The sequence below is a fragment of the Mesorhizobium sp. KACC 23794 genome (assembly GCF_052180275.1).
Classification (GTDB): domain Bacteria; phylum Pseudomonadota; class Alphaproteobacteria; order Rhizobiales; family Rhizobiaceae; genus Kumtagia.
Window position 1 is genome coordinate 2,832,793 of record NZ_CP197465.1, and the last position, 26,348, is coordinate 2,859,140.

12 protein-coding genes are annotated in these 26,348 nt (G+C 65.6%); 10 read left to right on the forward strand and 2 right to left on the reverse strand.

Annotation, left to right across the window (positions count from 1 at the left end):
• Positions 1–169 precede the first annotated feature (169 nt).
• The gene (locus ACSBOB_RS13955) at positions 170–5,635 is read right to left on the reverse strand and encodes an MG2 domain-containing protein (protein WP_442582986.1); all 5,466 of its coding nucleotides are present in this window, start codon (positions 5,633–5,635) and stop codon (positions 170–172) included.
• Between the two features lie 253 nt (positions 5,636–5,888).
• Here ACSBOB_RS13955 and ACSBOB_RS13960 point away from each other — a divergent pair, with 253 nt between their 5' ends.
• The 7 genes from ACSBOB_RS13960 (at position 5,889) to ACSBOB_RS13990 (ending at position 21,021) form a co-directional block, all read left to right on the forward strand.
• Complete coding sequence (locus ACSBOB_RS13960; RefSeq protein ID WP_442582987.1) at positions 5,889–7,814, forward strand: autotransporter assembly complex protein TamA; 1,926 nt, start codon at positions 5,889–5,891, stop codon at positions 7,812–7,814.
• Between the two features lie 10 nt (positions 7,815–7,824).
• The gene (locus tag ACSBOB_RS13965) at positions 7,825–13,590 is read left to right on the forward strand and encodes a translocation/assembly module TamB domain-containing protein (RefSeq protein WP_442582988.1); all 5,766 of its coding nucleotides are present in this window, start codon (positions 7,825–7,827) and stop codon (positions 13,588–13,590) included.
• A 383-nt stretch (positions 13,591–13,973) separates the two neighbouring features.
• Complete coding sequence (locus tag ACSBOB_RS13970; RefSeq protein WP_442582989.1) at positions 13,974–15,626, forward strand: ABC transporter substrate-binding protein; 1,653 nt, start codon at positions 13,974–13,976, stop codon at positions 15,624–15,626.
• 92 nt (positions 15,627–15,718) lie between these two features.
• Positions 15,719–16,756 carry an ABC transporter permease gene (locus ACSBOB_RS13975; RefSeq protein WP_442582990.1) on the forward strand — a complete coding sequence of 346 codons (1,038 nt, stop codon included), beginning with the start codon at positions 15,719–15,721 and terminating at the stop codon, positions 16,754–16,756.
• Positions 16,757–16,766: 10 nt separating this feature from the next.
• Positions 16,767–17,924 (forward strand): ABC transporter permease, encoded by a 1,158-nt coding sequence (locus tag ACSBOB_RS13980; protein WP_442582991.1) that lies wholly within the window; start codon positions 16,767–16,769, stop codon positions 17,922–17,924.
• A 35-nt stretch (positions 17,925–17,959) separates the two neighbouring features.
• The gene (locus ACSBOB_RS13985) at positions 17,960–20,398 is read left to right on the forward strand and encodes a dipeptide ABC transporter ATP-binding protein (RefSeq protein WP_442582992.1); all 2,439 of its coding nucleotides are present in this window, start codon (positions 17,960–17,962) and stop codon (positions 20,396–20,398) included.
• A gap of 140 nt (positions 20,399–20,538) precedes the next feature.
• Complete coding sequence (locus ACSBOB_RS13990) at positions 20,539–21,021, forward strand: pyridoxamine 5'-phosphate oxidase family protein (protein WP_442582993.1); 483 nt, start codon at positions 20,539–20,541, stop codon at positions 21,019–21,021.
• 45 nt (positions 21,022–21,066) lie between these two features.
• Here the strand turns inward: ACSBOB_RS13990 and ACSBOB_RS13995 are convergent, their stop codons facing one another.
• Positions 21,067–21,654 (reverse strand): transglycosylase SLT domain-containing protein, encoded by a 588-nt coding sequence (locus tag ACSBOB_RS13995; RefSeq protein WP_442582994.1) that lies wholly within the window; start codon positions 21,652–21,654, stop codon positions 21,067–21,069.
• Between the two features lie 218 nt (positions 21,655–21,872).
• Between ACSBOB_RS13995 and ACSBOB_RS14000 the strand changes: the two genes are divergently transcribed.
• Genes ACSBOB_RS14000 through ACSBOB_RS14010 form a run of 3 tightly spaced genes read left to right on the forward strand, consistent with a single transcriptional unit; the run spans position 21,873 to position 26,345 of the window.
• Positions 21,873–23,411 (forward strand): trimethylamine methyltransferase family protein, encoded by a 1,539-nt coding sequence (locus tag ACSBOB_RS14000; RefSeq protein ID WP_442582995.1) that lies wholly within the window; start codon positions 21,873–21,875, stop codon positions 23,409–23,411.
• A 24-nt stretch (positions 23,412–23,435) separates the two neighbouring features.
• Positions 23,436–23,801 (forward strand): DUF6984 family protein, encoded by a 366-nt coding sequence (locus ACSBOB_RS14005; RefSeq protein ID WP_442582996.1) that lies wholly within the window; start codon positions 23,436–23,438, stop codon positions 23,799–23,801.
• 36 nt (positions 23,802–23,837) lie between these two features.
• Complete coding sequence (locus tag ACSBOB_RS14010; protein ID WP_442582997.1) at positions 23,838–26,345, forward strand: GcvT family protein; 2,508 nt, start codon at positions 23,838–23,840, stop codon at positions 26,343–26,345.
• Positions 26,346–26,348 lie beyond the last annotated feature (3 nt).

Here is a 26,348-nt window from a genome sequence, read left to right on the forward strand (position 1 = left end):
GAAATGGTCGCGGAGCAAACTGAGCGGAACGCGAGGTTTTTGTCGCGGCGTGCGGTTGGTAATGAGATGCTCCGTGCCAAAGCAGCGTTGGAGCACTGCCGCGGCGACCCCACTCGGCCGCTTCGCGGCCACCCTCCCCTCGAGGGGGAGGGAAGGGGCGCGGTCTTCATCAAGGCGCCTTGACCTCCATCATGCCGGCCGCGGTGCGGGCCGAGAATTGCGGGCGGTACATGTCCTCGACGCTGGCCGCCGGGTGGGCGTAGACGCCGGGGGTGACGGCGCGCACGACGTAGGCGAGGGTGATCTCGCGGTTGCTGTCGCCGTTGCGGTCGAAGGCCGCGACGAAACGGTCGTCGCGGAACTCCAGGTGCGCCGCTTCCGTCTGTTCCAGCCACGGGAAGTTGGTCAGGCTGGCGCTGTTGACGAGGCCGGGATTGTCGATCTCGAAGCCGGCGGGCAGGAGGTCGCTGACCAGCACGCGCGACGGCCACGAATTGTCCTCGCGGAGCTTCAGCACGACGACGAAGCGTTCGTTCTGGTTGACCTCGGTGACGTTGGCTTCGGCGCCGTCGAGCTTGTAGTAGGTGCGCTCGATGGAGAAGCCGTCGCCGCCGGCCGGCAGCGCCTGCGAGGGTGCGGCGACCGCGGTCACCACCGCCTGCACGGCGCTTGAGCCTGCATTAGCGATGACGATCGGGCTGTCGACCAGCGTGCCGCCGTCGAAGCGTTCGGAATAGAGCCCGGTGTGCTGGGTTCCGTTCACCGTCAGTTTCATGTCGGCGGCGTTGGAGCGCAGCGCACGCGCCGCGAGCAGCATCCATGCGTCGTCCTGGGTGCTGGTCCAGCGCGTCGCCTTGCGTTCCGAACCGACCAGCTTGATCAGTTCGGGGACTACGGACGGCATCGGCTTGCTTTCGGCGGCAAGCGCCAGCATGGCGGCGCCGTCGCGCAGCCGCGAGCCATAGTCCGAGCGGTAGTAGTTGTGCTCGGTCGTGGTCTTGGCGAGTTGGAGCGCCGCCTGGAACGTCGCCTCGGAGCGCTGGGCATCGCCATAGAGCGCCAGGCTGGCGGCCAGTTGAGCAACGGCCATAGGGCTGGAAAAAGCTTCCAGCTTGGTGTCGGCGTAATAACGCAGGTCGCCGACCGAGGCCTTCTTGTTGCGGGCCAGCACGTAGAGCGCATAGGCGATCTCGCTGCCGCGATCCTCGATGTCGAGGTCGTAGGAGAGCGAGTTCTGGAGATTGCTCAGCGCCTGGACCATGGCCTGGCGCGGCACCTCGTAATTGAGCTCTCTGGCCCGGGTCAGGAAGTCGGAGACGTAGGAGTCGAGCCAGAGGTCGCCGGAACCGGGACCCCACAGGCCAAAACTGCCCGACGAGGACTGGTAGTTGAGCACCCGGTAGATCGCCTGCTGGATGCGCTCGCGGATTTCCGGCTCGTCCTGCATGCCGGCGCCGGCGGCAAGCTCGCTGACGTAAAGCAGCGGCAGGGCGCGGCTGGTGGTCTGCTCGGCACAGCCATAGGGGTAGCGGTCGAGCGCGAGCAGCAGCGACGGCACGTCGAAGGCGGCCGAAGGCGAGACGCCGACGCTGACATAGGCGCCGGGCAGGACGCTGTCGGCCAGAAGTTCGCGGTCGATGCGAACGCTCTTGCCGTTCGGGCCGAGGTCGACGACCAGCCGGTTGGTGACCGGCAGGACCGCCGGGCGAACCGGGATGTAGAGCGTCTGCTCGACCGCCGGGCCGCTGGCGTGGGCAAGCCGGATGGTCAGGCTGGCGTCGCCGGCGGTCTGGGCTATGAGCGGCACGGTGATCGACTGGCGCTTGCCACCGGTCAGCGTGACGTGATCGGGCAGGGCGGCGCTGCCGGTCGACAGGTCGCCGGTGGTCTCGATGGCGAACTGGTAGTCGCCGTCGGGGCCGTCGGTGTTGGCGATGTCGAGCCGCATGACCGCCGCGTCGCCAGGCGCCAGGAAGCGCGGCAGGCCGGCGGTGACGACGACCGGATCACGGACGATGACGTCTGTCTGGGCGTGGCCGACCGCTTCCTTCGTCCAGGCTACCGCCATGACGCGGACGGTGCCGTTGAACTGCGGGATGTCGAAATCGACCGTCGCCTTGCCGTCGGCGTCGAGTTTCACCGGGCCGGAGAAGAAGGCGACCAGCTTTTCCTTGGGCGGGTTGCCCTGGGCGGTGAGGCCGGAGCCGTCGCCACCGGTGCGCAGCCGCCCGGTGGCGCCGAGCGAGCCGTCGATCAGGCGGCCGTAGAGGTCGCGCAGTTCGAGGCCGAGGCGGCGCTGGCCAAAATACCAGGCCTCCGGATCGGGCGCCTTGTAGTCGGTCAGGTTCAGGATGCCGACATCGACGGCGGCGATGGTGACGTAGGCGTCGGTGGCGGCGGGAAGGCCGGTGACCTCGACCGGAATGGTCAGCGGCTGGCGCGGCTCGGTTTTTTGGACCGGCGACAAGGACACCGCCAGCTTGCGCGCTCCGGGGTCGACGGTCAGCCATTTCAGGCCGATGGCGCGGCCGGGCATGCGCGATTCCTGGGCGTCGCCGGGGCGGAACAGGGTCGCCGTGACATAGGCGCCGGCGCCCCAGTCGGCCGAGACCGGGATGTCGACCGTTGCGCCTTCCGCGGGAACCGTGGCGGTATAGGTGGAAAGCAGCCGGTCGGCGCCGACGGTGACCAGAAGCTCGCCGGCAAAACGCGGTGAGACCTTCAGCTTGGCGACTTCGCCGGGCGCGTAGCGGTCCTTGTCGAGGGCGACTTCGAGGCCGTCCGGTGTTTCGGTGGATGTCGCCGAGACGTACCAGCCGGCGTCGAACTCGACGCTGGTGGCGGGGCCTTCGGGATCGGCGGTCTCGACTTCCAGGCGGTAGCGGCCCCAGTCGACCGGCATGGAGATCGAGGCCGTGCCGTCGGCATTGATGTCGAGCGTGCCGTTGGAGACGGCTCGGGTCTGGGTGACCGGCTCGTAGTTCCAGTAGTTGCCGCTGCGGTACCACTGGTAGTCGCGCTCGACCTTGACCAGCGACCACTGCGCGGCGGGCAGGGGTTTGCGCGTGCCGTCGGGATCGACGGCGATGACGGTGAATTTCGCCACCGACCCTTCCGGAACCTCGTCGCCGGAGAAGTCGGGGCGGATGCCGATCACGTCGGCCTGGCTCTTGATGCTGAGGTCGAGCGACTCTTCCACGGCGCGGCCGCCGCTTTCGCGCATGCGCACGGTGACGGCGGCGGTGAGCAGCCGGGTGGTGGAGGGAAGGGCGTCGATCTGGACGGGGAAGGTGGCCTTGCCGTCTTCGCCGACCAGCGGCAGGTCGGTGAGCGGAATGCGGGTGGCGTCGCCTTCCTGCTCGTCGGCGAGGCCGAACTGGAAGTTCGGAAAGTCCTCCCACTCGCGGGTGGTGTCGACGGTGGCCTCGCCTTCGAGCGCCAGGCCGGCGGCCGGCGCGCCATAGAGGAAGCGGCCGTCGACGGTGATGTTGGCGGGCTCGCCGACGGCGACTTCTTCCTTGTCGCTGGAGAGCGTGAACTCGATGCGGTCCGGCACGAAGTCTTCGACCAGGAACGCCTGGGTGGAGACGGCGGCCTGCTTGGGATCGGTGTAGATCGCCACCGACCAGGTACCGCGCATCGCGTTGGGCGACAGGGCGAGGTCGACGGCATGGCCGCCGGCGGCTGCGCCGTCGCTGACGACGCGCCTGTCCTCGACACCGTCGGGGCGCGAGAAGACGAAGGTGAGCGGCAGCTTTTCCACGGCTTTCGCCGCGTCGTTGCGGGCGAGCGCGGCGACATGCACGGTCTCGCCGACGCGGTAGATGCCGCGCTCGGTCCAGGCATAGACGTCGAGCGCGCCGGGCGCGGCGCGGCCGGTGACGCCGCGGTCGGAAAGGTCGAAGCCGGCCCGCGTCATGTCGAGGAAGACGAAGTCCTTGCCCTCGGCATTGGCCATCAGCACGGCCGGGACGTTGCCGCCGGTGCCGCGCACCAGGCCGGGGTTGAAGGTGGCGCGGCCTTCGGCGTCGGTCTTCGCCGTGCCGAGGATCTCGTTGTTGCGGGCAAGCAGCGTCAGGTCGACATTGGCCATCGCCTTGGCGGAGCCGAGCGAGCGGGCGAACACGTTCAGCCCGTCCTGGCCGGTGTAGGTGGCCAGCCCGATATCGGAGACGACGAACCACTGCGTGGCGCGCGACGACCACGAATCGCTGGTGTCGTTCTCGGGCTGGGCGGTCAGCACATAGACGCCGGGCTTACGCTCGGGCAGCGCCTCGTCGACCGGGAAGCTGGTCGTGATCTCCTTGTTGAGCTCGTTGGCAACTTCCAGCTTGCCCTCCCAGACGGGCTCGCCCATTTGGTCGGCGATGTTGTCCATGTCGTAGGAATCGAGCTGGCGCAGGAACTGGTAGCCGGAGAGAAGCTGGGCCAGCGAGCGGTCGCCGATGCGGTAGAGCTTCATGTCGGCGACGGGCATGTTGACGGTGACGACCGGGATGCCGCGCCGCGCCGTGGCCGGCAGGACAAAGCTGTCGCCGGTGAAGCGCACGGAGGCGCCGCGGTCCTGGATATAGATCGACAGCGCGACCGGCGCGGCGATGACCTCGCCGAGAGCGGCGGGCAGGCCGGAGCGGATGGTGACGTTATAGTGGCGGCCGTGCTCCAGGCCCTCGACGCAGAGCTGGCTGGCCTTGGCCTCGACGGCCTTGGGAGGGGCGCCGTCGACCGTGACGAAGGGCGCGTAGTCGACGCCGGTCTTGACCAGTTCTTCCGAGAACTGGACGCAGATGCGCGGCGAAGGCGTGTCGGCGTCGATCGTGTGCTCGACGACACGAAAGCCTTTTCGCGCTTTCAGGTCTTCATATTCGGCGCGGATGGAAGCGGAATTGACCAGCGCCAGGCTGGCCTCATAGGCCTGCAGCGAGGGGCGGAACATGTCGCGGCGGTCGAGACCGGAGGCGATGACGGCCAGCACCTCCGCGCGGCCTGGCGCGGTGCGGACGAGTTGGTAGGCGTTCCAGGCGGCCGACGTTACGTCGCGGTTCAGCGTCGCGGTTTCGGATGTGGTGGCGCCCTGGACGGCGAGCAGGGCGCGCGACAGGCCGAGCCAGAGTTCTCCGTCGTCGGGCGCGATGCGGATCGCGGAGGCATATTTGGTGACGGCGCCGCGCCCGTCGCCGGTGACAAGTGCCTGCTCGGCGCCATCGACGAGACCGACCAGGCCTGCATCCGCACCCGGCGGCGTCGCCGTCAGCGTGGCGCGATACTGCCAGGCCTCGTCGGCCATCCAGGACGGGAAGAAGGACATCTGCGGCGGCGCGCCGATGTCGGGCTCGCCGTCGATGGTGACGACCTTGCCGGCGACCGCGCCGTTAAACGTCTTCAGCGTGGCGAAGTCCGACTTGAGGAAGCACCATTTCGCCTTGGTGTTGTAGGTGAAGGCCCGGCATTGCGTGTCGCCGAGGCAGGTGGTCTTGCACTGGTCGAGCGACAGATTCTGCACGGAGCGCAGGTCGAAACCGAAATAATCGCTGTTCTGGGTGGTCTCGATCGCCCGGGCCTCGGCGGCATAGCCCGGCAGCGACCACGCGGTCAAAAGCAGGACCACGGCCGACAGAAAACGAATCGCGCGCATTACAACTCCCCTAACCTCACCGCCTGCGAGGATTCGCAGAACCCCCGCGGCGCCCTTATCAATCAACGCCACGCCGACCGTGGATCCATCGACGGTTGGCCGGCGTTCTCATACGTGTTACGGCACCCTTGGGGGCGAGTTGAGCACGTATGGCCATGAATTGCCCACTAATTTCTGACAGCGCGATTGTGGCCCCTTTACGAACGGTTCATATCGACCGTCCAAAATTAGCCCCCGGAGTAAGCAAGCGTTAATGATGAAGCGGCGACCGCAGAGTTGGAGAGGCGAGACCGCGACCGTCAGGATCGCGCGCGTCGTCCTGTCTGGGTTGCTGTGCGCCACCGCGCTCGTCGCGCTGCCGCCGCGCGCCGCCGCCTTCCAGATCTTCGGCTACAAGTTCTTCGAGAAGGAGAATGAAGAGGACGCCGACATTGCCGATCCTCTTCACTACACGGCGACCGTGGAGGTGGCCGGCGGCGACGCGGACCTGCAGAAGAAGATAAGCGACGCCTCGTCGCTGGTCGCCGACGAAGAACGCCCGGTTTCCGGTTCGCTTGGCCTGTTGACCAAGGCGCGGGGCGACCGCGAGAGGCTGGTGGCGGCCCTCTACGAGGCGGCGCGCTACGACGGCGTGGTGGACATCCTGATCGCCGGCAAGTCGATCGACATGCTGCCGCCCGACGCGGAATTCGGCGCCGGACCGGTGCCGGTGATGATCAGCGTCGAGCCCGGCCAGAGATTCGTGCTGGGCGACGTGCAGCTCAAGGGCGACGCGGCGGGGCTGTCGCCGACGGAGTTTGGTCTGACTGCCGGCAACGATGCCGGCTCGACCAAGATACTCAAGGCCGAATCGGACGTGGTCAAGCGGCTGAAGGCCGAAGGCCGGCCGCTCGCCAAGGTGACGAGCCGGGAGGTGATCGCCGATCACAAGACCGGAACCGTCGATGTTTCGCTGGTGGTGGCGGCGGGGCCGCAGGCCGGCTACGGGCCGACGACGGTCGGCGGCACGGAGACGATGGACAACGACTTCACCGCCTATATGGCGGGGTTGGAGCCCGGGAAGCCCTACTCGCCTGAAGACCTCGATGCGGCCCGCGAGCGGCTGACGGGGCTCGGCGTGTTCAACAGCGTAGCGGTCGTCGAAGCCGATGCGCTGGACGCCAACGGCAACATCCCGATCAACGTCACGGTGACCGAGCGTAAGCTGCGCTACTACGGTGTCGGCGCCACCGTTTCCAACACGGAGGGGCTCGGCCTGGAAGGGTATTGGGGCCACCGCAACCTGTTCGGACACGCCGAAAAGCTGCGCATCGAGGGCTCGATCAGCGGCATCGGCAGCAACGATTTTACCGCGCTGAACTACAATGCCGGCATCATGTTCGAGAAGCCTGGGGTGATTGGGCCTGCATCGAAGTTCTTTGCCAGCCTGAAGACCGTCCTCGAACATCCGGACGCGTACGACCGTTTCTCCGTCGAAGGCAGCGCCGGGCTGGCCTACCAACTCAGCAAGACTCAGAGCGTGTCGGCGGAACTCAACGTCGAATATTCGAAGATCACCGACGCCTTCGTGACCAACCAGAAATACCTGATCGTCTCGACACCGCTGCAATATGCCTTCGACAACCGCGACAACAAGCTGAACCCGAGCAAGGGTTTTCGCGCCGTCGGCTATGTCGAGCCGGCCTACGATTTGCTGAACAGCGTCGCCTTCGTGAAGCTGAAGGGTGATGCCTCGGCCTACCAGGCGCTGGATTCCAGCGGCAGGATCGTCATCGCGGGCAGGGCGCTCATCGGCTCGATCGTCGGCGCCAGCGTCGAGCAGGTGCCGGCGGATCGCCGTTTCTATGCGGGCGGCGGCGGTTCGGTGCGCGGCTACGCCTACCAGGGCATCGGCCCGAGAAAGGACGGCGAGCCGACGGGCGGCCTGTCGGTGGCGGAAGGATCGGTGGAACTGCGCTACGCGATCAACGACACCTTCGGCATCGTGCCCTTCGTCGATGCCGGCACGGTGTCGGAGGAGTCATTCCCGGACTTCGCCGACGTGAAGGTCGGCGCCGGCGTCGGCATAAGATACATGACCCCGTTCGGTCCGTTGCGCGTCGATGCCGCCGTGCCGCTGAATCCTGGTCCCCACGATCCGAGCTTCGGCATTTATGCCGGCATCGGGCAGAGCTTCTGAGGCCGGCGGCATGATCTGGGTCCGAAGGTTTCTTAGGATTCTCAAATACACGGTGCTGATCGCGCTGGCCTTCGTGGTCGGCGCGCTGGCGGTGCTGACCTTGACCGACAAGGGCCGCGAGAATCTGGCCGCGATGATCTCGGATCTGGCCTCGACCCCAGACATGAAGGTCAGCATCAGCGGCATCGACGGCATCTGGTCGGGCAATTTCTCCTTGCAGCAACTGGTGCTGGAAGATGCGGAAGGTCCCTGGCTGGCGGCGCGCGGCGTGGCGGTAGACTGGTCGCCGACATCGCTGATCTGGATGAAGTTCGATGCCGACCGCGTCTCGGCCCAGCGCGTCGAACTGGCGCGTTTGCCGAAACCGTCGAAGGAGCCGCCGGCGAAGGGTGGATCGGGTGGGCTGCCGGTCGATGTGTCGATCGGCGCGCTGGACTTTCCTGACATCGCCCTCGGTGAATCCGTCACCGGTGGCCAGGTTGCGAGCATCGCTGCCAAGGGCAAGGCGACGGCACTGGCGTCGCCGCTGACCGTCAACGCCGACCTGACCGTGTCGCGCACCGACGGCACGGCCGGCGAGGTGCTGGCGGCGATCGACCTCGCGCCGCGCGACAACAAGCTCGACATCGACCTGAAGGCATCGGAGCCCACCGGCGGTATTCTGGCGAACCTGCTCGGCCTGCCCGGAAAACCGGCGGTCGACATCATCGTCACCGGTTCGGGGCCGCTGGCAAACTGGAAGGGCGATGGCACTTTCGCGGTCGACGGCAACCTCGTGACCAGCGTGTCCGCCACGCACCGGCAGACCGACGCCGGCAATGTGGTCGAGGCCAGGGGCGACGGCGAGTTCATGCGCTTCCTGCCGGAACGTTTCCGGCCGTTGCTGGCCGGCAAGGCGGATTTCGACGTGGCCGGGACCCTGACCAAATCGGGCGGCATCGAGATCGCGCGCGGCCGGCTGGACAGCGGCGCGCTCGGCGTCACGGCCGCCGGTTCCTACGACCCGGCAGGGCTGACCGATATAGCGCTGGAGCTTTCCGCCAAGAACAACGGCGTGGCGCTGGCCTTCGGAACGGAAGAAAGCCCGATCGACATCGTGGTCGGATCGGCGACCGTGCGGGCGCTGGGCGATGGCCGGAAACCCGGCCTCGACATCGAGGCGAAACTGCCGTCGGTCTCGACCAAGGACGTGAAGCTGGCCGATCTCGGCATCACGCTGCATTCCGACGAGTTCGACATCGCCGCGCGGTCCGGTCCGTTCACCGGCGCTGCGACGGCTGCCACCCTGACCGTGAACAATCCGACGGTCGCACCGCTGGTGGCTGGCGAGATTCGCGCCGGGCTGGAAGGGACACTCTCCGCCGAGGCGGTGAAGATCGCCAAGGGCACGCTGCGCAGCGACGCGATCGACGGCAATTTCGTCGGCGATGTCTCGCTGGGCAACGGGGCGATCACGCTGCAGTTCAACGCCGACGTGGTTTCGGCGGCGCTGCCGGCCGGCGCGAGGCCGCTGCTCGGCGAAAAGCTGGCACTGTCGGCAGACCTGGCGCGCGATGCCTCCGGCAATGTTTCGGCGAACAGCCTGTCGGTGCAATCCGGCGGGCTTTCCGCCAATGGCTCGGCCAGCCTCAGGGACGGCGCGATCCAGGCGGACCTGACCGGCGCGCTGACTGATATCTCGCCGCTGGCGCCGCAGGCATCCGGCGCGTTGGCGGTGTCGGCGAAAGCGACGGGCGCGCTGGCCGCGCCGGACGTCGCGCTTTCGGTCACCAGCGAAAAATTGGGTTTCGGCGGTCGGGCGATCGACGATCTCGACCTCAAGGCAGCAGGCAAGGTCGACCTCGCCAACCCACAGGCGTCGGTGACGCTGAAGGGATCGTTCCAGGGGGAGGCGCTGGACGGCAAGGCGGTGGTGGCCACCAGCGACGGCAAGCGCGAGGTCCGCGATCTGGATTTCTCGCTGGGGCCGAACCGCATATCCGGCGCGCTTTCGCTGGACGACTCGTTCGCGCCGGCTGGCACGGTGAACTTCGACCTTCCCGAACTGGCGCGGCTGGCCGCGCTCGCGGGCCAGACGGTCGAGGGCGCGGCGAAGGGCAGCGCGACGTTCGCCAACGAGGGCGGTGCGCCGCAGGTGAAAATCCTGCTCGCCTCCGATTCGATAAAGCGCGAGGCGATCAGCATCAGCAAGATCACCGTCGATGCGACGGTCTCCGACTATCTGAAGGCGCCGGCGGTGTCGGGAACGATCGGCGCGACGCTGGCCGATGCCGTGCCGGGACAGCCGCCGGCCGATATCTGCATGACGCTCGACGGGACGCTTGCCGCGATCACCGGCGAGGGAACGGTGTCGATGGAAGGCAAGCGGGTGACCGGCTTCACCGTGGCGCACCGCATTACCGACGAGGGCAGCGTGGTGGAGGCCAAGGGCGACGGCGAGTTTTCGCGTTTCGTGCCGGAGCGGGCGCGGCAGTTCCTGGGCGGCAAGACGAATTTCGACGTGGCGGCGCTGTTGCCGAAAGGCGGTCCGATCAGGATCGACCATGCGGACGTCTCAAATGGAGCGCTGACGGCCAAGGCCAAGGGCACCTATGACCCGGCGGGCGCGGTCGACATCGCCGTGCAGGTTGGCGCCGGGCAGAGCGGGCTGCCGCTGGCCTTCGGCACCGACGAGGCGCCGATCGACATCACCATCGGCTCGGCGACCGCGCGTGTTTCGGGAGCCGTTGCCGAGCCACGGCTCGATATCGGAGCGAACCTGTCGAAGGTCGCGACCAACGACGTGCAACTGGTCGACCTCGGCATCACGCTGCATTCGGACAAGTTCAACATTGCCAGCCGCGCCGGGCCGTTCACCGGCTCCGCGAGCGCGGCGCGGCTGGTGATCTCCAATCCGACGGTGGCGCCGCTGGTGGCGGGCGAGGTCAAGGCCGAGATGCAAGGGCTGCTGGAGACAGACGCGCTGACGGTGACCACCGGCGTGCTGCGCAGCGATGCGATCGACGGCGGCTTCAACGGAAAGGTGTCGCTGAAAGACGGGTCGATCACGCTGAAGCTGAAGGCCGAAGTGGTGTCGGCGGCGCTGCCGGCGGCTGTCCGGCCGGTGCTGGGGCCGAAGCTCACGCTTTCGACCGACCTGGCGCGCGACACCGAAGGCAATGTCTCGGCGAATGCCCTGGCGCTGCAATCGGGCGGCATGACCGGCAGCGGCGTCATCAAGCTGGCGGCGGGCCAGATCGACGCGGACGTCAAGGGTACGCTGAAGGACATCGCGCCGCTGGCGCAGCAGGCGAGCGGGTCGATCGCGTTTTCGGCGACCGCCAAGGGAGCGCTGGCCGCGCCCGACGTCGCGCTCTCGGTGACCAGCGACAGGATGCGGGTGGCCGACCGCGACATCGAGAAACTGGCGCTCAACGCGTCCGGCAAGGCCGATCTCGCCAACCCGCAGGCGAACGTCACGATCAGCGGCAAGGTGGCCGGCGAGACGCTGGACGGCAAGGCCACGCTGAAGTCGACGGGCGGGCGCAGCGAGGTGAGCGACCTCAACCTGTCGCTCGGCAAGAACCGCATCGCCGGCGCCTTGACGCTCGACCAGAATTTCGTGCCGGACGGCTCGATCGATTTCAACCTTCCCGACATCGGGCCGCTGGCAGCACTTGCGCTGGAGACGGTGGAAGGCAGCGTGACCGGCAAGGCGGTGTTCACGCACCAGGGCGCCAACGCGCAGGCGAAGGTGTCGCTGCAATCCGATTCGATCACGCGCGGCGACATCGCCGTCCGGTCGGTGGCGATCGACGCGCTGGTGACCAACTATCTCGTGTCGCCCGGCGTGTCCGGCACGGTGAAGGCGCAGGAGGTGCGGTCGGGCACGACGGCGGTTAAGGGCGTCGACCTGACTCTTTCGCGCGACCAAGCGTGGACGAAATTCGCCGGCGGCGCGACGGTCAACGACATCCCGCTGAAGGCCGGCGGACGGGTGAAGGTCGAGAACGGCACCACGACGGTGGAACTGGCCTCGGCGGAAGCGACGGTGCGCGGCATCACGGCCGCTCTGGCGCGGGCCTCGACGGTGACGATCGCCAATGGCCAGACGACGCTCGGCAATCTGGCGCTGAATGTCGGCGGCGGCTCGGCGACGGTGTCGGGCACGGCGGGCTCGACGCTGAACCTCAACGTCGCTCTGGCAAAACTGCCGGCGTCGCTGGCCAATGCCTTCGCGCCGGGGCTGGACGCCGGCGGCACGATCTCCGGGACCGTCAAGGCGTCAGGCGCCGCGGCGAACCCGGCGATCGCCTACACGCTGGACTGGACCGGCGCGCAGACCGTGCAGACGCGCGGAGCCGGGCTTGGCGGCATGACCATCCACTCGACCGGTGATTTCGCGTCGCAGCGGCTGACCTTCCAGATGAACATGAGCGAGGGATCGGGCGCGGCTCTGAGGGGCGGCGGTACGGTGGCGATGGGTGCGCCGCCGACGCTGGACCTGAAGTTCGACGGCGGCGTACCGTTCGGCTTCCTCGAAAGCAAGCTGGCGGCGCAGGGGCTGTCGCTGACGGGCACCGCCAATGTGAACGTGACGGTGACGGGTGCGGCCACCGCGCCGGTGATCGGCGGCACGGTGCGGACGTCCGGCGCGCGGCTGGTCGATGCGAAGACCGGCATCGCGGTGAACGAGATCGCGGCCGACATCGCGCTGGGCGCGGGCAAGGCGACGATCAGCCGGATGAGCGGCAAACTGTCCAGCGGCGGCAGCGTGTCGGCGTCGGGGTCGGTCGGCATCGATCCGGCGCGCGGCTTTCCCGGCGACATTGCCATCAAGCTGACAGACGCCCGCTACACCGACGGCGAGGTGGTGACCACGACGATGTCGGGCGACCTGACGGTCAAGGGGCCGCTGGCGTCGGCGCCGCAGATCGGTGGAACCGTCAATCTTTCGCGCACGGTGATCGCGATCCCGCAGCGGCTGCCGAGTTCGCTGACGGCACTGGACGTCAGGCACAAGAACGCGCCGGCGGCGGTGGTGAGGCAGGAACAGGCGCTGAGGCCGGCCGCGACCAGCGGCGGCGGCGGGTCCGGCCTGTCGCTGGACCTGACGATCAACGCGCCCCAGCGCATCTTCGTGCAGGGCAGGGGCCTCGACGCGGAACTGGGCGGCTCGCTGAAGCTGGTCGGGCCGCTGGCCGCGCCGCGCGCCACCGGCCAGTTCACCATGCGCCGCGGCCGGCTGTCGCTGCTCGGGCGGCGGCTGACTTTTACACGCGGCAATCTCGGCTTCACCGGTTCGCTGGTGCCGACGCTCGACATGGCGGCGGAAACCAGCGCCAGCGACGCGACGATCACGGTGGCGGTGTCTGGACCTGCCAACAATCCGAAATTCAGCTTCTCGTCGGTTCCGGCGCTGCCGGAGGACGAGGTGCTGGCGCGGCTGATCTTCGGGCAGGCGATGGGGAACCTGTCGCCGCTGCAGATCGCGCGGCTGGCGGAGGCGGCGGCGGAACTGGCTGGCGCCGGCGGCACGACCGGGCTGCTGAGTTCGCTTCGCGAAAAGCTCGGCGTCGACGACCTCGACGTCAAGACGAATTCGGACGGCAGCACGGCGCTGTCGGTCGGCAAATACCTGAACGACAAGACCTATCTGACCATAGAGACGGGCGACAAGGCCGGATCGGGCAGGGCGGCGATCGACCTCGATGTCGGACGTGGGGTGAAACTCAGGGGCGAGGCTCGCAACGACGGCGAGGCCAAGGGCGGCATCTTCTACGAGCGCGAATATTGAGGGAGAGGACTGGCCGAGACGCCGCCGCCTTGCCACGTTCCGATTTTTTGCGTCCTTGAAGCGCGTTCTGCCTCCGTGCTCGAATACGACGTTTTTGCTGTGCCCGATCTATTTCCGCGCCGGTTTCAGGCCGGGGCCTGGCACTGCCGATACATATGTCTGGTGCTGTCGGCGGACCGTGGTGGCGCCCAAGATCGAGAAAATCGAGAATCCGGTGTCGTCACCGCAAATTTGTGAATTTGCGCCAAACTTGTCGTATTCGCGCGAACCGCCCCTCCCGCAAAGTTGCACATTCCAAGATGGGAACGCCGCCCGTCCGCTTTGACAATGCGGGCCGGATGCGGAATGGTAACGGCGAAAAGCCAAAAAAATGGGAGTTTGCAATGACATTCTACAAAAGCAACGGCGACCGTGTGCCGGGGCACATTGAAAAGATGGCCGAAAGCGTGAAGACCGGGCAGGTCGATCGCCGTGAATTCTTGGCGATGGCCAGCGTCTTCGGCGCTACCACCGCGATGGCCTACGGCATGATCGGCCTTGCCGCGCCGACGCCGGCGATGGCGCAAGAACCCAAGAAGGGCGGCGTGCTCAAGGTCGCCATGTCGATCAAGGATCCGAAGGATCCGCGTACCGCCGACTGGTCGGAGATCGCCAACGCCCAGCGCCAGACGCTGGAGCCGCTGGTCAAGTACACCAGGGAATATACCTTCGAGCCCTATTTGCTCGAAAGCTGGGAAATCAATGACGAAGCGACCGAGTATACGCTCAAGATCCGTCCGGGTGTGACCTGGACCAACGGCGACACCTTCAACGCCGACGACGTGATCGCCAATTTCACCCGCTGGGCCGACAAGACCGCCGAGGGCAATTCCATGCCCGGCCGTCTCGGCACGCTGGTCGACGACAACACCAAGAAGCTGCGCGAGGGTTCCGTCGAGAAGGTCGACGACCTGACGGTGAAGCTCAAGCTCACCAAGCCGGACATCGCGCTGATCCCGCAGCTCTGCGACTATCCCGCTCTGGTGACGCACCGCTCCTTCGACGAGACCGGCGCCAACTTCGTCAAGAATCCGATCGGCACCGGCGCGTTCGAACTCGTCTCGTACGATGTCGGCCAGAAGGTCGTCTACAAGCGCCGCGAGAACGGCAAGTGGTGGAACGGCGAAGCCTATCTCGATGGCGTAGAGTTCATCGACTACGGCACCGATCCGTCGGCCATGGTCTCGGCCTACGAATCGGGCGAGGTGCACACCAACCACGAGACCCAGCCGGATTACGTGACGATTCTCGAGGGCGTCGGCGCGATCACCTCCGAGGTCGTAACCGCCGCGACGGTCTGCACCCGCATGAACGTCAACAACAAGCCTTACGACAACCAGGCGGTCCGTCAGGCCATCGTCAAGGCGGTCGACAACTCGGTCGTCCTCCAGCTCGGCATCGCCGGAGCCGGGTCGGTCGCCGAGAACCACCACGTCTGCCCGATCCATCCGGAATATGTCGAGCTGCCGAAGCTGGTCCGCGACGCCGCCGGCGCCAAGAAGATGCTCGACGACGCCGGTTTTGGCGACTTCGAGCACGAGCTGATCACCAACGACGAAGACTATCACAAGAATACCGGCGACGCCGTCGCAGCCCAGATCCGCGATGCCGGCATCAAGGTGAAGCGCACGGTGCTGCCGGGCTCGACCTTCTGGAACGACTGGACGAAGTACCCCTTCTCGCAGACGAACTGGAACATGCGCCCGCTCGGCATCCAGGTCATCGCGGTGGCTTACCGCTCCGGCGAGGCGTGGAACGAGACGGGCTATGCCAACCCGGAACTGGACAGCAAGATCTCGGAGGCGCTTGGCATCGCCGATGCCGAGAAGCGCAAGGTGGTCATGAAGGATATCGAGACCATCCTTCAGACCTCCGGCATCATGGTCCAGCCTTATTGGCGCAAGCTTTACAACAGCTCGATGCCGGTTGTTAAGAACCACGGCATGCACCCGACCTACGAGCACGACTTCGGCAAGGTCTGGCTCGAAGAAGCTTGATGGGCATTTCACGAAAGGGGGCTGCGAGCCCCCTTTCCCGCTCTATCGGGGGTGACGACCACTGACCCCAACCCACACGGCAGGGGGCGACGATGCTTGCTTTCATTCTGCGCCGTCTCGGCACCATGCTCGTTACGATGCTGTGCCTGACGATGGTCGTCTTCTTCATGGTCAATCTCGAGCCCAATCTCAAAAAGCTCGCGATCAGCCAGCTCGACATGCGCACGCCGGCCGAGCAGCTTGAAAGCTGGCTGGTCAAGAACGGCTATCGGCAGAACTTCTTCGTCCGCTACGGCCAGTGGATCGGGGTTGTCCAAAAGCAGCCCAACTTCGATGCCGCCACCGGCAAGGCGACGCCGCGCTTCTCCTTCTGCAACGAGCCGGCGGAGCCCTATTTCGGCGGCATCTTGCAGGGCGATTTCGGCTGCTCGACAAAATTCAAGACGACGGTGTCATCGAAACTCTGGCCGGCATTGGGCGCCACCGGCATCCTGATGTTCTGGGTGATGGTGACGATGGTGCCCATCGCGCTCCTCGTCGGCATATTGGCCGGAATGCGGGAGGGATCGCGGACCGATCGAACGCTCTCCATCGCATCGATCGCCACGACGGCGACGCCGGAATACGTGTCGGGCGTCATCTTCACCGTCATCTTCGCCTCGTGGCTGGGCTGGCTGAACGGCTCGGCAGCGTCGGCCACCTCGCAAGGCATCACCTTCTACAATTTCACCCTGCCAGTGATGACGATGGCGATCTACGGCATCGGCTACATCGCCCGCATGACGCGGGCCTCGATGGTCGAGGTGATGACGCAGCAATACATCCGCACCGCGCGGCTGAAGGGCCTCAGCTTTTCCAGCGTGGTCATCAAGCACGCGCTGCGCAACGCGCTGATCGCGCCGTTCACGGTCATCATGCTGCAGTTTCCGTGGCTTTTGACCGGCGTGGTGATCGTCGAGACGATGTTCCGCTACCAGGGGTTCGGCTTCACGCTGGTCGAGGCGGCGGGGAACAACGACATCGATCTTATGCTCGGTTGCTCGCTGGTTTCGGTGTTCGTCGTGCTGTTCACCCAGCTGATTTCTGACGTCGGCTACGCCTACCTCAACCCGCGCATCCGCGTTCAGTAGGAGCCGAGCCATGCCAGTGGAATATGTCGGCGCTTTCCAAATCATCCTCGGCGTGCTGGCGCGGTTCTGGCCGGTGTGGCTGGCCATGGCGATCGTCGTCGGCGCAAGTCTTTTCTACCGGAAGAAGCTCGGCCTCTACGGCCAGATCTATGGCAATGGCGTCGGTGTCGCCGGCGTGCTGATCTGCTTCTTCTGGCTGTTCACCGCGATCTTCGCATCGACCGTCGCACCGTTCGATCCGCTTGTGCAGATACCGGTGATGAAGGACGCCCTTCCCGGCGCGATCGTGCCGGACACCGGGGCCGTCTATTATTTCGGCGGCGACAAGCTGTCGCGCGACGTGTTCAGCCGCATGGTCTACGGCAGCCAGATCGTGCTGATCATCGCGCCGGCGGCCACCGCCTTCGCGCTCATGGTCGGCGCCACGCTCGGCCTGCCTGCGGGCTACTACGGGGGCAGGATCGATTCCGTGCTGTCGTTCCTGGCCAATCTCGTGCTGGCCTTCCCCGTCATCCTCCTGTTCTACCTGCTGGTGACGCCCGGCATCGTCGAGACGGGGCTGCCGGTCTGGCTGGCCGGGCTGTTCTTCCTGTTCCCCATCATCTTCTTCGTTGCGCTGTTCTACACGCGCTTCAAGGACCGGCCGGAGCGGCTCTATCTGCTGCTCGGCCTGACAATCCTGATCGGCGGCTGGGTCTATGTCGGCCTGGTGTTCGACGCCGATCCGTTGCGCATCGTCTCGATCGACCCGAACCAGCTCAACATTTTTGTTGCGGTGGTGTTTGCATCGAGTCCCGGCGTTTTCCGCATCGTGCGCGGCCTGGTCATGGACATCAAGACGCGCGACTACATCGCGGCGGCGCAGACCCGCGGCGAGAGCCCGTGGTATATCATGCTGTGGGAGATCCTGCCCAATGCGCGCGGGCCGCTGATCGTCGACGCCTGCCTGCGCATCGGCTACACGACGATCCTGCTCGGCACGCTGGGCTATTTCGGGCTCGGCCTGGCGCCGGAGAGCCCGGACTGGGGCACGGCGATCAAGGACGCCAGCCGCCTGCTGCGCTCCTTCATCCACCCCGCCCTGCCGCCGACGATTGCGCTGATGAGTTTCGTGCTGGGCCTGAACCTTTTGGCCGACGCGCTACGCGAGCAATCGCTGAAGGATTGAGACCGAACTGCCGCTAGCGACCCTAGGAGCCAGCCATGAACGAAGTCGTCAAACCCTCCGCAGTCCAGGGCTCGCAGCCGATCCTCGAGATCGAGAACCTGTCTATCTCGTTCTTCACCAAGCGGGGCGAGATTCCCGCCGTCATGGATTTCTCCTGCGCGGTGCAGCCGGGCGAGGCTATGGGCATCGTCGGCGAGAGCGGCTGCGGCAAGTCGACCGTATCGCTCGGCATCATGCGCGACCTTTCCAACATCGGAAAAATCGTCGGCGGCAAAATCCGGTTCAAGGGCAAGGACATGGGCGAGATGACTGCGGAGGAGCTGCGCTCCATCCGCGGCAACGAGATCGCCATGATCTACCAGGAGCCGATGGCCAGCCTCAACCCGGCGATGAAGGTCGGACAGCAGCTGATGGAAGTACCGATCCTGCATGACAAGGTGTCGAAGGAGGAGGCCTACAAACGCGCGCTGGAGACGGTGCGCGCGGTTCGCCTGCCCGACCCGGAACGCATGATGCGCTCCTATCCGCACCAGCTTTCGGGCGGCCAGCAGCAGCGCATCGTGATCGCCATGGCGCTGCTGTCGAAGCCGGCGCTGCTGCTGCTTGACGAGCCGACGACGGCGCTCGACGTGACGGTCGAGGCCGGCATCGTCGAACTGGTGAAGGGGCTGGGAAAACAGTTCGGCACGTCGATGATCTTCGTGTCGCACAATCTGGGGCTGATCCTGGAGACATGCGACCGCATCACGGTGATGTATTCCGGCGAGGCGGTGGAGACCGGCAAGATCAAGGACGTGTTCGACCGGATGCGGCATCCCTACACGCAGGGCCTGTTCCGCTCGATCCCGCTGCCGGGCGCCGACAAGAACGCTCGGCCGCTAATCGCCATTCCGGGGCAGTTGCCACTGCCGCACGAGCGGCCGAAGGGCTGCAATTTCGGCCCGCGCTGCCAGCATTTCGTCAAGGGCCGCTGCGACGCCGACGAGATCCCGATGATCCCGGTCGAAGGCCATGACGGGCATTTTTCCCGCTGCATCCGCTTCAACGAGATCGACTGGGCCGCATTGCCGGAAGGCGCGCGCAGGCAGGCGGAGCCGGTGAAGCCCGGTGCCCCGGTGCTGAGAATCACCGACCTCAAGAAGTATTACCGGGTTGCCGCCAACGAGGTGTTCGGCAGCCGCGGCGAAGGCCGCGTCGTCAAGGCCAACGAGGCGATCAGCTTCGAGGCGCGCGAGAGCGAGACCGTCGCCATCGTCGGCGAATCCGGCTGCGGAAAGTCGACGCTGGCGAAAGTGCTGCTCGGCCTGGAGACGGCGAGTGCCGGCAAGGTGACGCTCGGCAACAACGACATCCAGTCGACCGGCATCGAGATGCGCGACGTGCAGACGGTGTCGTCGATCCAGATGGTGTTCCAGAACCCGTTCGACACGCTGAACCCCAGCCATTCGGTCGGCTCGCAGATCATCCGGACGCTGGAGAAATTCGGCGTCGGCAAGACGGTCGCCGACCGCAAGAAGCGGATGCTGGAGCTGCTCGACCTGGTGAAGTTGCCGCGCGCCTTCGCCGACCGCATGCCGCGCCAGCTATCGGGTGGCCAGAAGCAGCGCATCGGCGTGGCCCGCGCCTTCGCCGGCAACGCAAAAGTGGTGGTGGCTGACGAGCCCGTCTCGGCGCTCGACGTGTCGGTGCAGGCTGCCGTCACCGAACTGCTGATGGACATCCAGCGCAAGAACAAGACGACGATGCTGTTCATCAGCCACGATCTGTCGGTGGTGCGCTACATCGCCGACCGCGTGGTCGTTATGTATCTCGGCCATATCGTCGAGCAGGGCACGACCGACCAGATTTTCGCGCCGCCCTATCATCCCTATACGGAGGCGCTGCTTTCGGCGATCCCGATCGCGGATACAAGCGTGGTCAAGAAACACATCGTGCTGGAGGGCGACATCCCCTCGGCGATGAACCCGCCTCCGGGCTGCCCGTTCCAGACGCGCTGCCGCTGGAAGAAATTCGTGCCCGGCAACAGATGCGAGACGCAGCTACCGCCGCCGAAGGCGCTGGGCGACGGCCATATGAGCCTGTGCTGGCTCGACGACGAGCAGCTTGCGACGATGGAGCCGGTGATCAGCTACGACAAGGAGCATGCGGCGCACGAGGGCATGCCGGAGGACGCGCCGCACGGGTCGGGTCCGGGGTTTGCCGGCACGCCGCCGCAGCGCCCGCATGGCAAGACGGCAAGCGTGGGCGCGGGCGAAGTGGAGGAGGCGTTCGAGCAGTCCGAGGCGCGTGGCCATGCGCGGCTGCATGAACAGCGCGACGACCGCTCGGAGGATTTTGGGGCGACGCGCAACGCCAACACCGATGTCGGGCCGATCTCGCCGCTGCAGGTCGGCGACGGGCGGCAGGCCGACGACGCCGACGTGTCCTCCGCCTTCGAGGAGGATACGCGACCCGAAGACGAGCCGAAGCGCTGAAATTCCGGCCGGGGAAATGCTGTCGGACGGGATGTGCGGGCGACCGGCGTTGCGCCCGAGCGCCGGCGCCCGTCGTTTTTGCAAGGAACTCTTTCTGTGTTCGGCGGTTGCTGCCGGGACATCTTCAGAAGGAGAATTCCATGACCGAGAACAGCAAGGAAAAGCTCTACGAGCTGATCGACGACATCGAGATCGCGATGCTGACGACCATCGACGGGAGCGGAACCCCGCACACAAGGCCGATGGCCAATCAGAAGGCCGACGAGGGCGGGGCGATCTGGTTCTTCACCGAGAAGAGCGGCTCGGCGGCGCAGGATATCGAAGCCAATCCAAAGGTGACCCTCGGCTATGCCAGCAGCGGCGCCTATGTCGCGGTGAGCGGGCAGGGCGAGACGGTGGACGACCGTGACATGATCGATGCGCTGTGGAGCGAGGAGGTCAAGGCGTGGTTCCCGAAAGGCAAGAGCGACCCGAACCTGATCCTGCTGAAGGTCGAACCCGACCTCGGCGAATACTGGACGTTTCCGTCCGCCCCGGTCAGCAAGGCGATCGGCTATGTGAAAGCCAAGCTCACGGGCGAACCGGCCGACGATATCGGCGAGAACAAGCGGGTTCGCTTGTAGTTCTCGGCCAGCAAGCGCTTCGGTCGCCGCGGCGAGGCGGACGGCTCAGCCTCCGCAGGACCGCAACTGGGCCTGGTAGCGGCGCGCCATGTCATCCGTGTCGCGGGCGTATTTCTGGATTTCCGGGGTCCAGTTGCCACGCTTGAAGCCGCCCCAACCATGGTAGTAGGCGAGATACAGGCGGAACGTGTCGTCGGGCGCGACGCCATAATTGTTGACCGTCTTCGAATGATACCAGCCGACGAAATCCACCGCGTCGGCGAATTTGGTGCGGCGCGCGGCAAAGTTGCCGCTCTCGCGCTGGTATTGCGACCAGGTGCCGTTAAGCGCCTGCGAATAGCCGTAGGCGCTGGAAACGCGGGTCCATGGGATGAACCCGAACAGTTTTGTGCGCCTCGGTCGCGCGTTGCCCTTGAAGCCGGATTCCTTGCGCACCGTCGCCATCAGCACATGGACCGGGATGCCGTATTTGCGCTCGGTGGCCTTGGCCGATCGATGCCAGTTGTCGAACCAGCCGTCGCGCTGTTCGAACACGGCGCAGATGTCGTTGATGCGGCTTGGAGGCGTGGCGCAGGCCGACAGCGCGAGCAACAGCGCGATCGGTACGATTTTACTAAAACGCGACACACACATTGCGCGAGCAATAGGCCCAAAACCTGAAAGGAGTCTTTCGGGCGCCGTTAAGGAATTGGCGGCGCGGCCGCAATAGAGGGTGAAGCATCAGGATTGCGACACCTTGCGTCGCTTTATTCGTCCTCAACCCTCACTCATGACGCCACGGCTAAAATCACGCCCGCATATGACGAATTCCTGACAGCCTGGCGACCCGGCCGGGGTCTTTGATATCGGTCATGACCGCATCCCGCAGCCGACGCAGCGCCGACCGTGCCCATTCGCGGGCCGGCGCAGCCATCCCGCAGCTTACCGCGAAAAGCGTGCGCAATCCCTATCCGCCGATGCAGTTGCTGTCGGCCGACCAGATCGAGGCGATCCACGTCGCCTCGATGCATATCCTCGAAAATTTCGGCATCGAGGTGATGTCTGCCCGCGCGCTCGCCCTGTTCGAGCAGGCGGGTGCATCGGTCGATCACGCCACGCAAACCGTCCGGCTGGATCGCGGCCTGATCGAGGAGCAACTCAAAACGACGCGGCCGAGCTATCGGCTCACGCCGCGCAACCCGGCGCAGGCGGTGCACATCGGCGGCGACATGATCAATTTTACGCTGGTCGCCGGGCCGCCGAACGTTCACGATTTTGAGCGCGGGCGGCGTGCCGGCAATCTGCGCGACTACTCCGACCTCGTGCGGCTGGCGCAGCATTTCAACTGCATTACGATGCTCGGCAACCAGGTCTGCGCGCCGGTGGAACTGCCGGCCAATTCGCGCCACCTCGACACCTATCTGGCCAATCTGACGCTGACCGACAAGAGTTTTCACGTATCGGCGATCGGGCGGGGCAGGGCGCTCGACGGTATCGAGATGATGGCGATCAGCCGGGGACTGACGCTGGAGCAGATGGCCGTCGACCCTGGCGTGACAACGATTATCTCGGTGAACTCGCCTCGCCGCTTCGACGAGATGATGGCGGAGGGGCTGATGACCATGGCCGAGCATGGCCAATCTGTCGCCGTCACGCCGTTCACGCTGATGGGCGCGATGAGCCCGGTGACGCTGGCCGGCGCGCTGGCGCAGCAGAATGCCGAGGCGCTGTTCGGCATCGTTCTGACGCAGCTTGTGCGGCCGGGCGCCCCGGTGATGTACGGCGCCTTCACCTCCAATGTCGACATGCGTTCGGGCGCGCCGGCCTTCGGCACCCCCGAAAATACCAAGGCCAACATCGCCTCCGGGCAATTGGCGCGGCGTTATTCTCTCCCCTACCGCACGACGCCGGGCAGTGCTTCCAACGCCGCCGACGCGCAGGGCGCCTATGAGACGATGATGGCGCTGTGGGGCGCCGTGCTCGGCCACGGCGACCTCGTCTACCACGCCGCCGGCTGGCAGGAGGGGGGTCTCACAGCGTCTTTCGAAAAATTCATCCTCGACGTCGAGATGATCCAGCACATGATCGAGTTCCTGAAGCCCATCGCGGTGGACGAGGGCGAACTGGCGCTGGACGCGCTCGGCCGCGTGCCAACCGGCGGGCATTTCTTCGGCGATGCACATACGCTGGAACGCTATTCGACCGCGTTCTACCAGCCGATCGTATCCAACTGGCAGAATTACGAGGCGTGGCAGGAAGCCGGCGGGCTGGATGCAACTCAGCGCGCGACGCGGGTGTGGAAGAAGGCGCTGGAGGAATATCAGCAGCCGGTGATGGATGCTTCTGTGCGCGAGGAACTCGACGCCTACGTCGCCCGGCGCAGGCAGGAGATCGGCGGAGGCGACCCGTGATCGCAATCGGCGCGGACGTATGAGATGGTGCACAAGCTACCACTTTCGGATCAGGCGCTGTTTGCTGCCCGCCAGCTCATTTTGGACTATGCGACGGCTGCCCTCTCCATGGACTCGACGACGGCGGCCACGTTCGAGGGGTTCGATGATGGCCAGATGGGCAGCTTCAAGGTCTTTCCCTCCTTCAAGCATTGCGGCCTCGAGAGACTGGAGGGCGAGTGGGGTTACACGGACCTGGATGGCGCAGGTGTTCTCATTACCGTTTTCTCGAGGGACGGAAGACGGATCTCGTCGTTTGATTTCTGGCGCTACGACTTTGGCGCCTTACTCGCATTTCCAGAACCCTCCGACCTCATACTATCTCCGTTTCTCGCGGAACGAGAATCTTAGAAACTTGATCCAACCTCCTGAACGAGAATCCAAATCATGAAATCGCATGCGCAGGTCGTGGTCATTGGCGGGGGCGTGGTCGGCTGCTCCGTGCTGTTCCATCTGGCGCGGGCCGGGTGGACCGACGTCGTGCTGCTGGAGCGCGATGAGCTGACGTCCGGCTCCACCTGGCACGCCGCCGGCGGCATGCACACGATCAACGGCGATCCGAACGTCGCAAAACTGCAGAAATACACGATCGAACTTTACAGGGAGATCGAGGAGCTTTCCGGCCAGGCAACTGGCGTGCATATCACCGGCGGTGTGCTGCTGGCAGCCACCGAGGCGCGCATGGACTGGCTGCGAGGCGTCGTCGCCAAGGGCCGCTATCTCGGGCTCGACCTGGAAGAGATTTCGGCGGAGGAGGCGCATCGGCTTATGCCGCTGCTCGACCCAAGACAGTTCGTCGGCGCGGTGCGCAATTCGGAAGACGGGCATCTCGATCCGTCGGGCGTCACCCACGCCTACGCCAAGGCGGCGCGAAAACTGGGCGCGGAGGTCGAGCGTTTCACCAAGGTCGAGGACATCCAGAGGCTTGCCGACGGCAAATGGCGCGTCGTCACCAACAAGGGCGCAGTGGTCGCCGAGCATGTGGTCAACGCCGGCGGGCTATGGGCGCGCGAGGTCGGTCGCATGGTCGGGCTGGAACTGCCAGTGCTCGCCATGGAGCACATGTACCTGATCACCGAGGACATGCCGGAGGTGGCCGAGGTCAATCGCACCACCGGGAAAGAGGTGATCCACGCGGTCGATTTCGACGGGGAGCTTTATCTGCGCCAGGAACGCGGCGGCATGCTGATGGGTACCTACGAGAAGGCCAACAAGCCGTGGTCGGAATTTTCGACGCCGTGGAATTTCGGCCACGAATTGCTGGAGCCGGACATCGATCGCATCGCGCCGTCGCTGGAGGTCGGGTTCCGGCATTTCCCGGCCTTCCAGAACACCGGCATCAAGCAGATCATCAACGGCCCATTCACCTTTGCGCCGGACGGCAACCCTCTGGTCGGGCCGGTGCGCGGGCTACCGGGCTTCTGGGTAGCCTGCGGTGTGATGGCAGGATTTTCGCAGGGCGGCGGGGTCGGGCTGGCGCTGTCGAACTGGATGATCCACGGCGATCCGGGTTTCGACATTTTTGCGATGGACGTGGCGCGCTACGGCGACTGGGCGTCGATGCGCTACACCAACGTCAAGGTGCGGGAGAACTATTCGCGCCGCTTCTCGATCCGCTTTCCCAACGAGGAATTGCAGGCGGGCCGGCCGCTCAGGACGACACCGATCTACGACCTGCTGTCGGCGAAGGGCGCGCAATGGGGTGTTTCCTACGGTCTGGAAGTGCCGCTGTGGTATGCGCCGGAGGGCGTGAAGGACGAATTCTCGTGGCGGCGCTCGACGGATTTCGAACACGTCGCGAAGGAGGTGGCGACAGTTCGCGAGGGCGTCGGGCTTTCGGAGATCTCGAATTTCGCCAAATATTCGGTGACGGGCGAGGGGGCGGAGGCCTGGCTCGACCGCATGCTCGCCTGCCGGCTGCCGAAGCCCGGCCGCATGACGCTGGCGCCGATGCTGAAGGAAGACGGAAAGCTGATCGGCGATTTTTCGGTGGCGAATCTGGGCAGGAAATCCGGGGACAGTTTACTTAATTCCAATGACCGCACTGTCGTAGCCGCCGGTGAAATACCGGAATTAAGTAAACTGTCCCCGGATTTCCTAGTCCTCGGTTCAGGCCTCGCCGAGCAATACCACATGCGCTGGTTCGAGCAGCATCTGCCGGGAGACGGCTCCGTTCGCGTTGAAGCACTCGGGCTGAAACTCAACGGGCTGTCGATTGCGGGGCCGAAAGCACGCGACGTGCTGGCGAAGGTGACGCGCGACGACGTGTCGAACGCCGCGTTCTCGTTCATGGCCATCCGGAAACTCGACATCGGCATGGCGCCCTGCATCGTCGGCCGCGTCAGCTACACCGGCGACCTTGGCTACGAGATCTGGATGGCGCCGGAATACCAGCGGAATGTGTTCCAGACGCTGATGGAGGCGGGTGCCGAATTCGGCATTGGCCTGTTCGGCGGACGGGCGCTGAACGCGCTCCGGCTGGAGAAGAATTACGGCTCGTGGGCGCGCGAATACCGGCCGATCTACGGGCCGCTGGAGGCAGGGCTGGACCGTTTCGTCGCCTATTCGAAGGATGCGGATTTCATTGGCAGGCAGGGAGCACTTACCGAGCGGAAAACCGGCGGAAAATACCGGCTGCGCGCTTTCCTCCTCGATGCGGTCGACGCGGATGTGATCGGCGATGAGCCGATCTGGCACGGCGGCACGGTTGTAGGCTGGGTGACATCAGGCGGCTACGCGCACAATGCCAAAAAATCGGTGGCGCTCGGCTATGTGCCGAAGGAGGTCGCTGACGAAAATGAAGGTTTCGAGATCGAACTGCTCGGCAGGCGGCATGCCGCGCGTATGCAGCCGGTGCCGCTGTTCGACGCCAATCTGGAGCGGATGCGGGGGTAGATA

Excerpts from the sequence above, each read along its gene's own strand:
- ACSBOB_RS13980 (WP_442582991.1), top strand. The coding sequence starts at position 16,767 with ATGCCAGTGGAATATGTCGGCGCTTTCCAAATCATCCTCGGCGTGCTG.
- ACSBOB_RS13970 (WP_442582989.1), top strand. The coding sequence starts at position 13,974 with ATGACATTCTACAAAAGCAACGGCGACCGTGTGCCGGGGCACATTGAA.
- ACSBOB_RS13975 (WP_442582990.1), top strand. The coding sequence starts at position 15,719 with ATGCTTGCTTTCATTCTGCGCCGTCTCGGCACCATGCTCGTTACGATG.
- ACSBOB_RS13965 (WP_442582988.1), top strand. The coding sequence starts at position 7,825 with ATGATCTGGGTCCGAAGGTTTCTTAGGATTCTCAAATACACGGTGCTG.
- ACSBOB_RS13985 (WP_442582992.1), top strand. The coding sequence starts at position 17,960 with ATGAACGAAGTCGTCAAACCCTCCGCAGTCCAGGGCTCGCAGCCGATC.
- ACSBOB_RS14000 (WP_442582995.1), top strand. The coding sequence starts at position 21,873 with ATGACCGCATCCCGCAGCCGACGCAGCGCCGACCGTGCCCATTCGCGG.
- ACSBOB_RS13955 (WP_442582986.1), bottom strand. The coding sequence starts at position 5,635 with ATGCGCGCGATTCGTTTTCTGTCGGCCGTGGTCCTGCTTTTGACCGCG.
- ACSBOB_RS13990 (WP_442582993.1), top strand. The coding sequence starts at position 20,539 with ATGACCGAGAACAGCAAGGAAAAGCTCTACGAGCTGATCGACGACATC.
- ACSBOB_RS13995 (WP_442582994.1), bottom strand. The coding sequence starts at position 21,654 with ATGTGTGTGTCGCGTTTTAGTAAAATCGTACCGATCGCGCTGTTGCTC.
- ACSBOB_RS14010 (WP_442582997.1), top strand. The coding sequence starts at position 23,838 with ATGAAATCGCATGCGCAGGTCGTGGTCATTGGCGGGGGCGTGGTCGGC.
- ACSBOB_RS13960 (WP_442582987.1), top strand. The coding sequence starts at position 5,889 with ATGATGAAGCGGCGACCGCAGAGTTGGAGAGGCGAGACCGCGACCGTC.
- ACSBOB_RS14005 (WP_442582996.1), top strand. The coding sequence starts at position 23,436 with ATGGTGCACAAGCTACCACTTTCGGATCAGGCGCTGTTTGCTGCCCGC.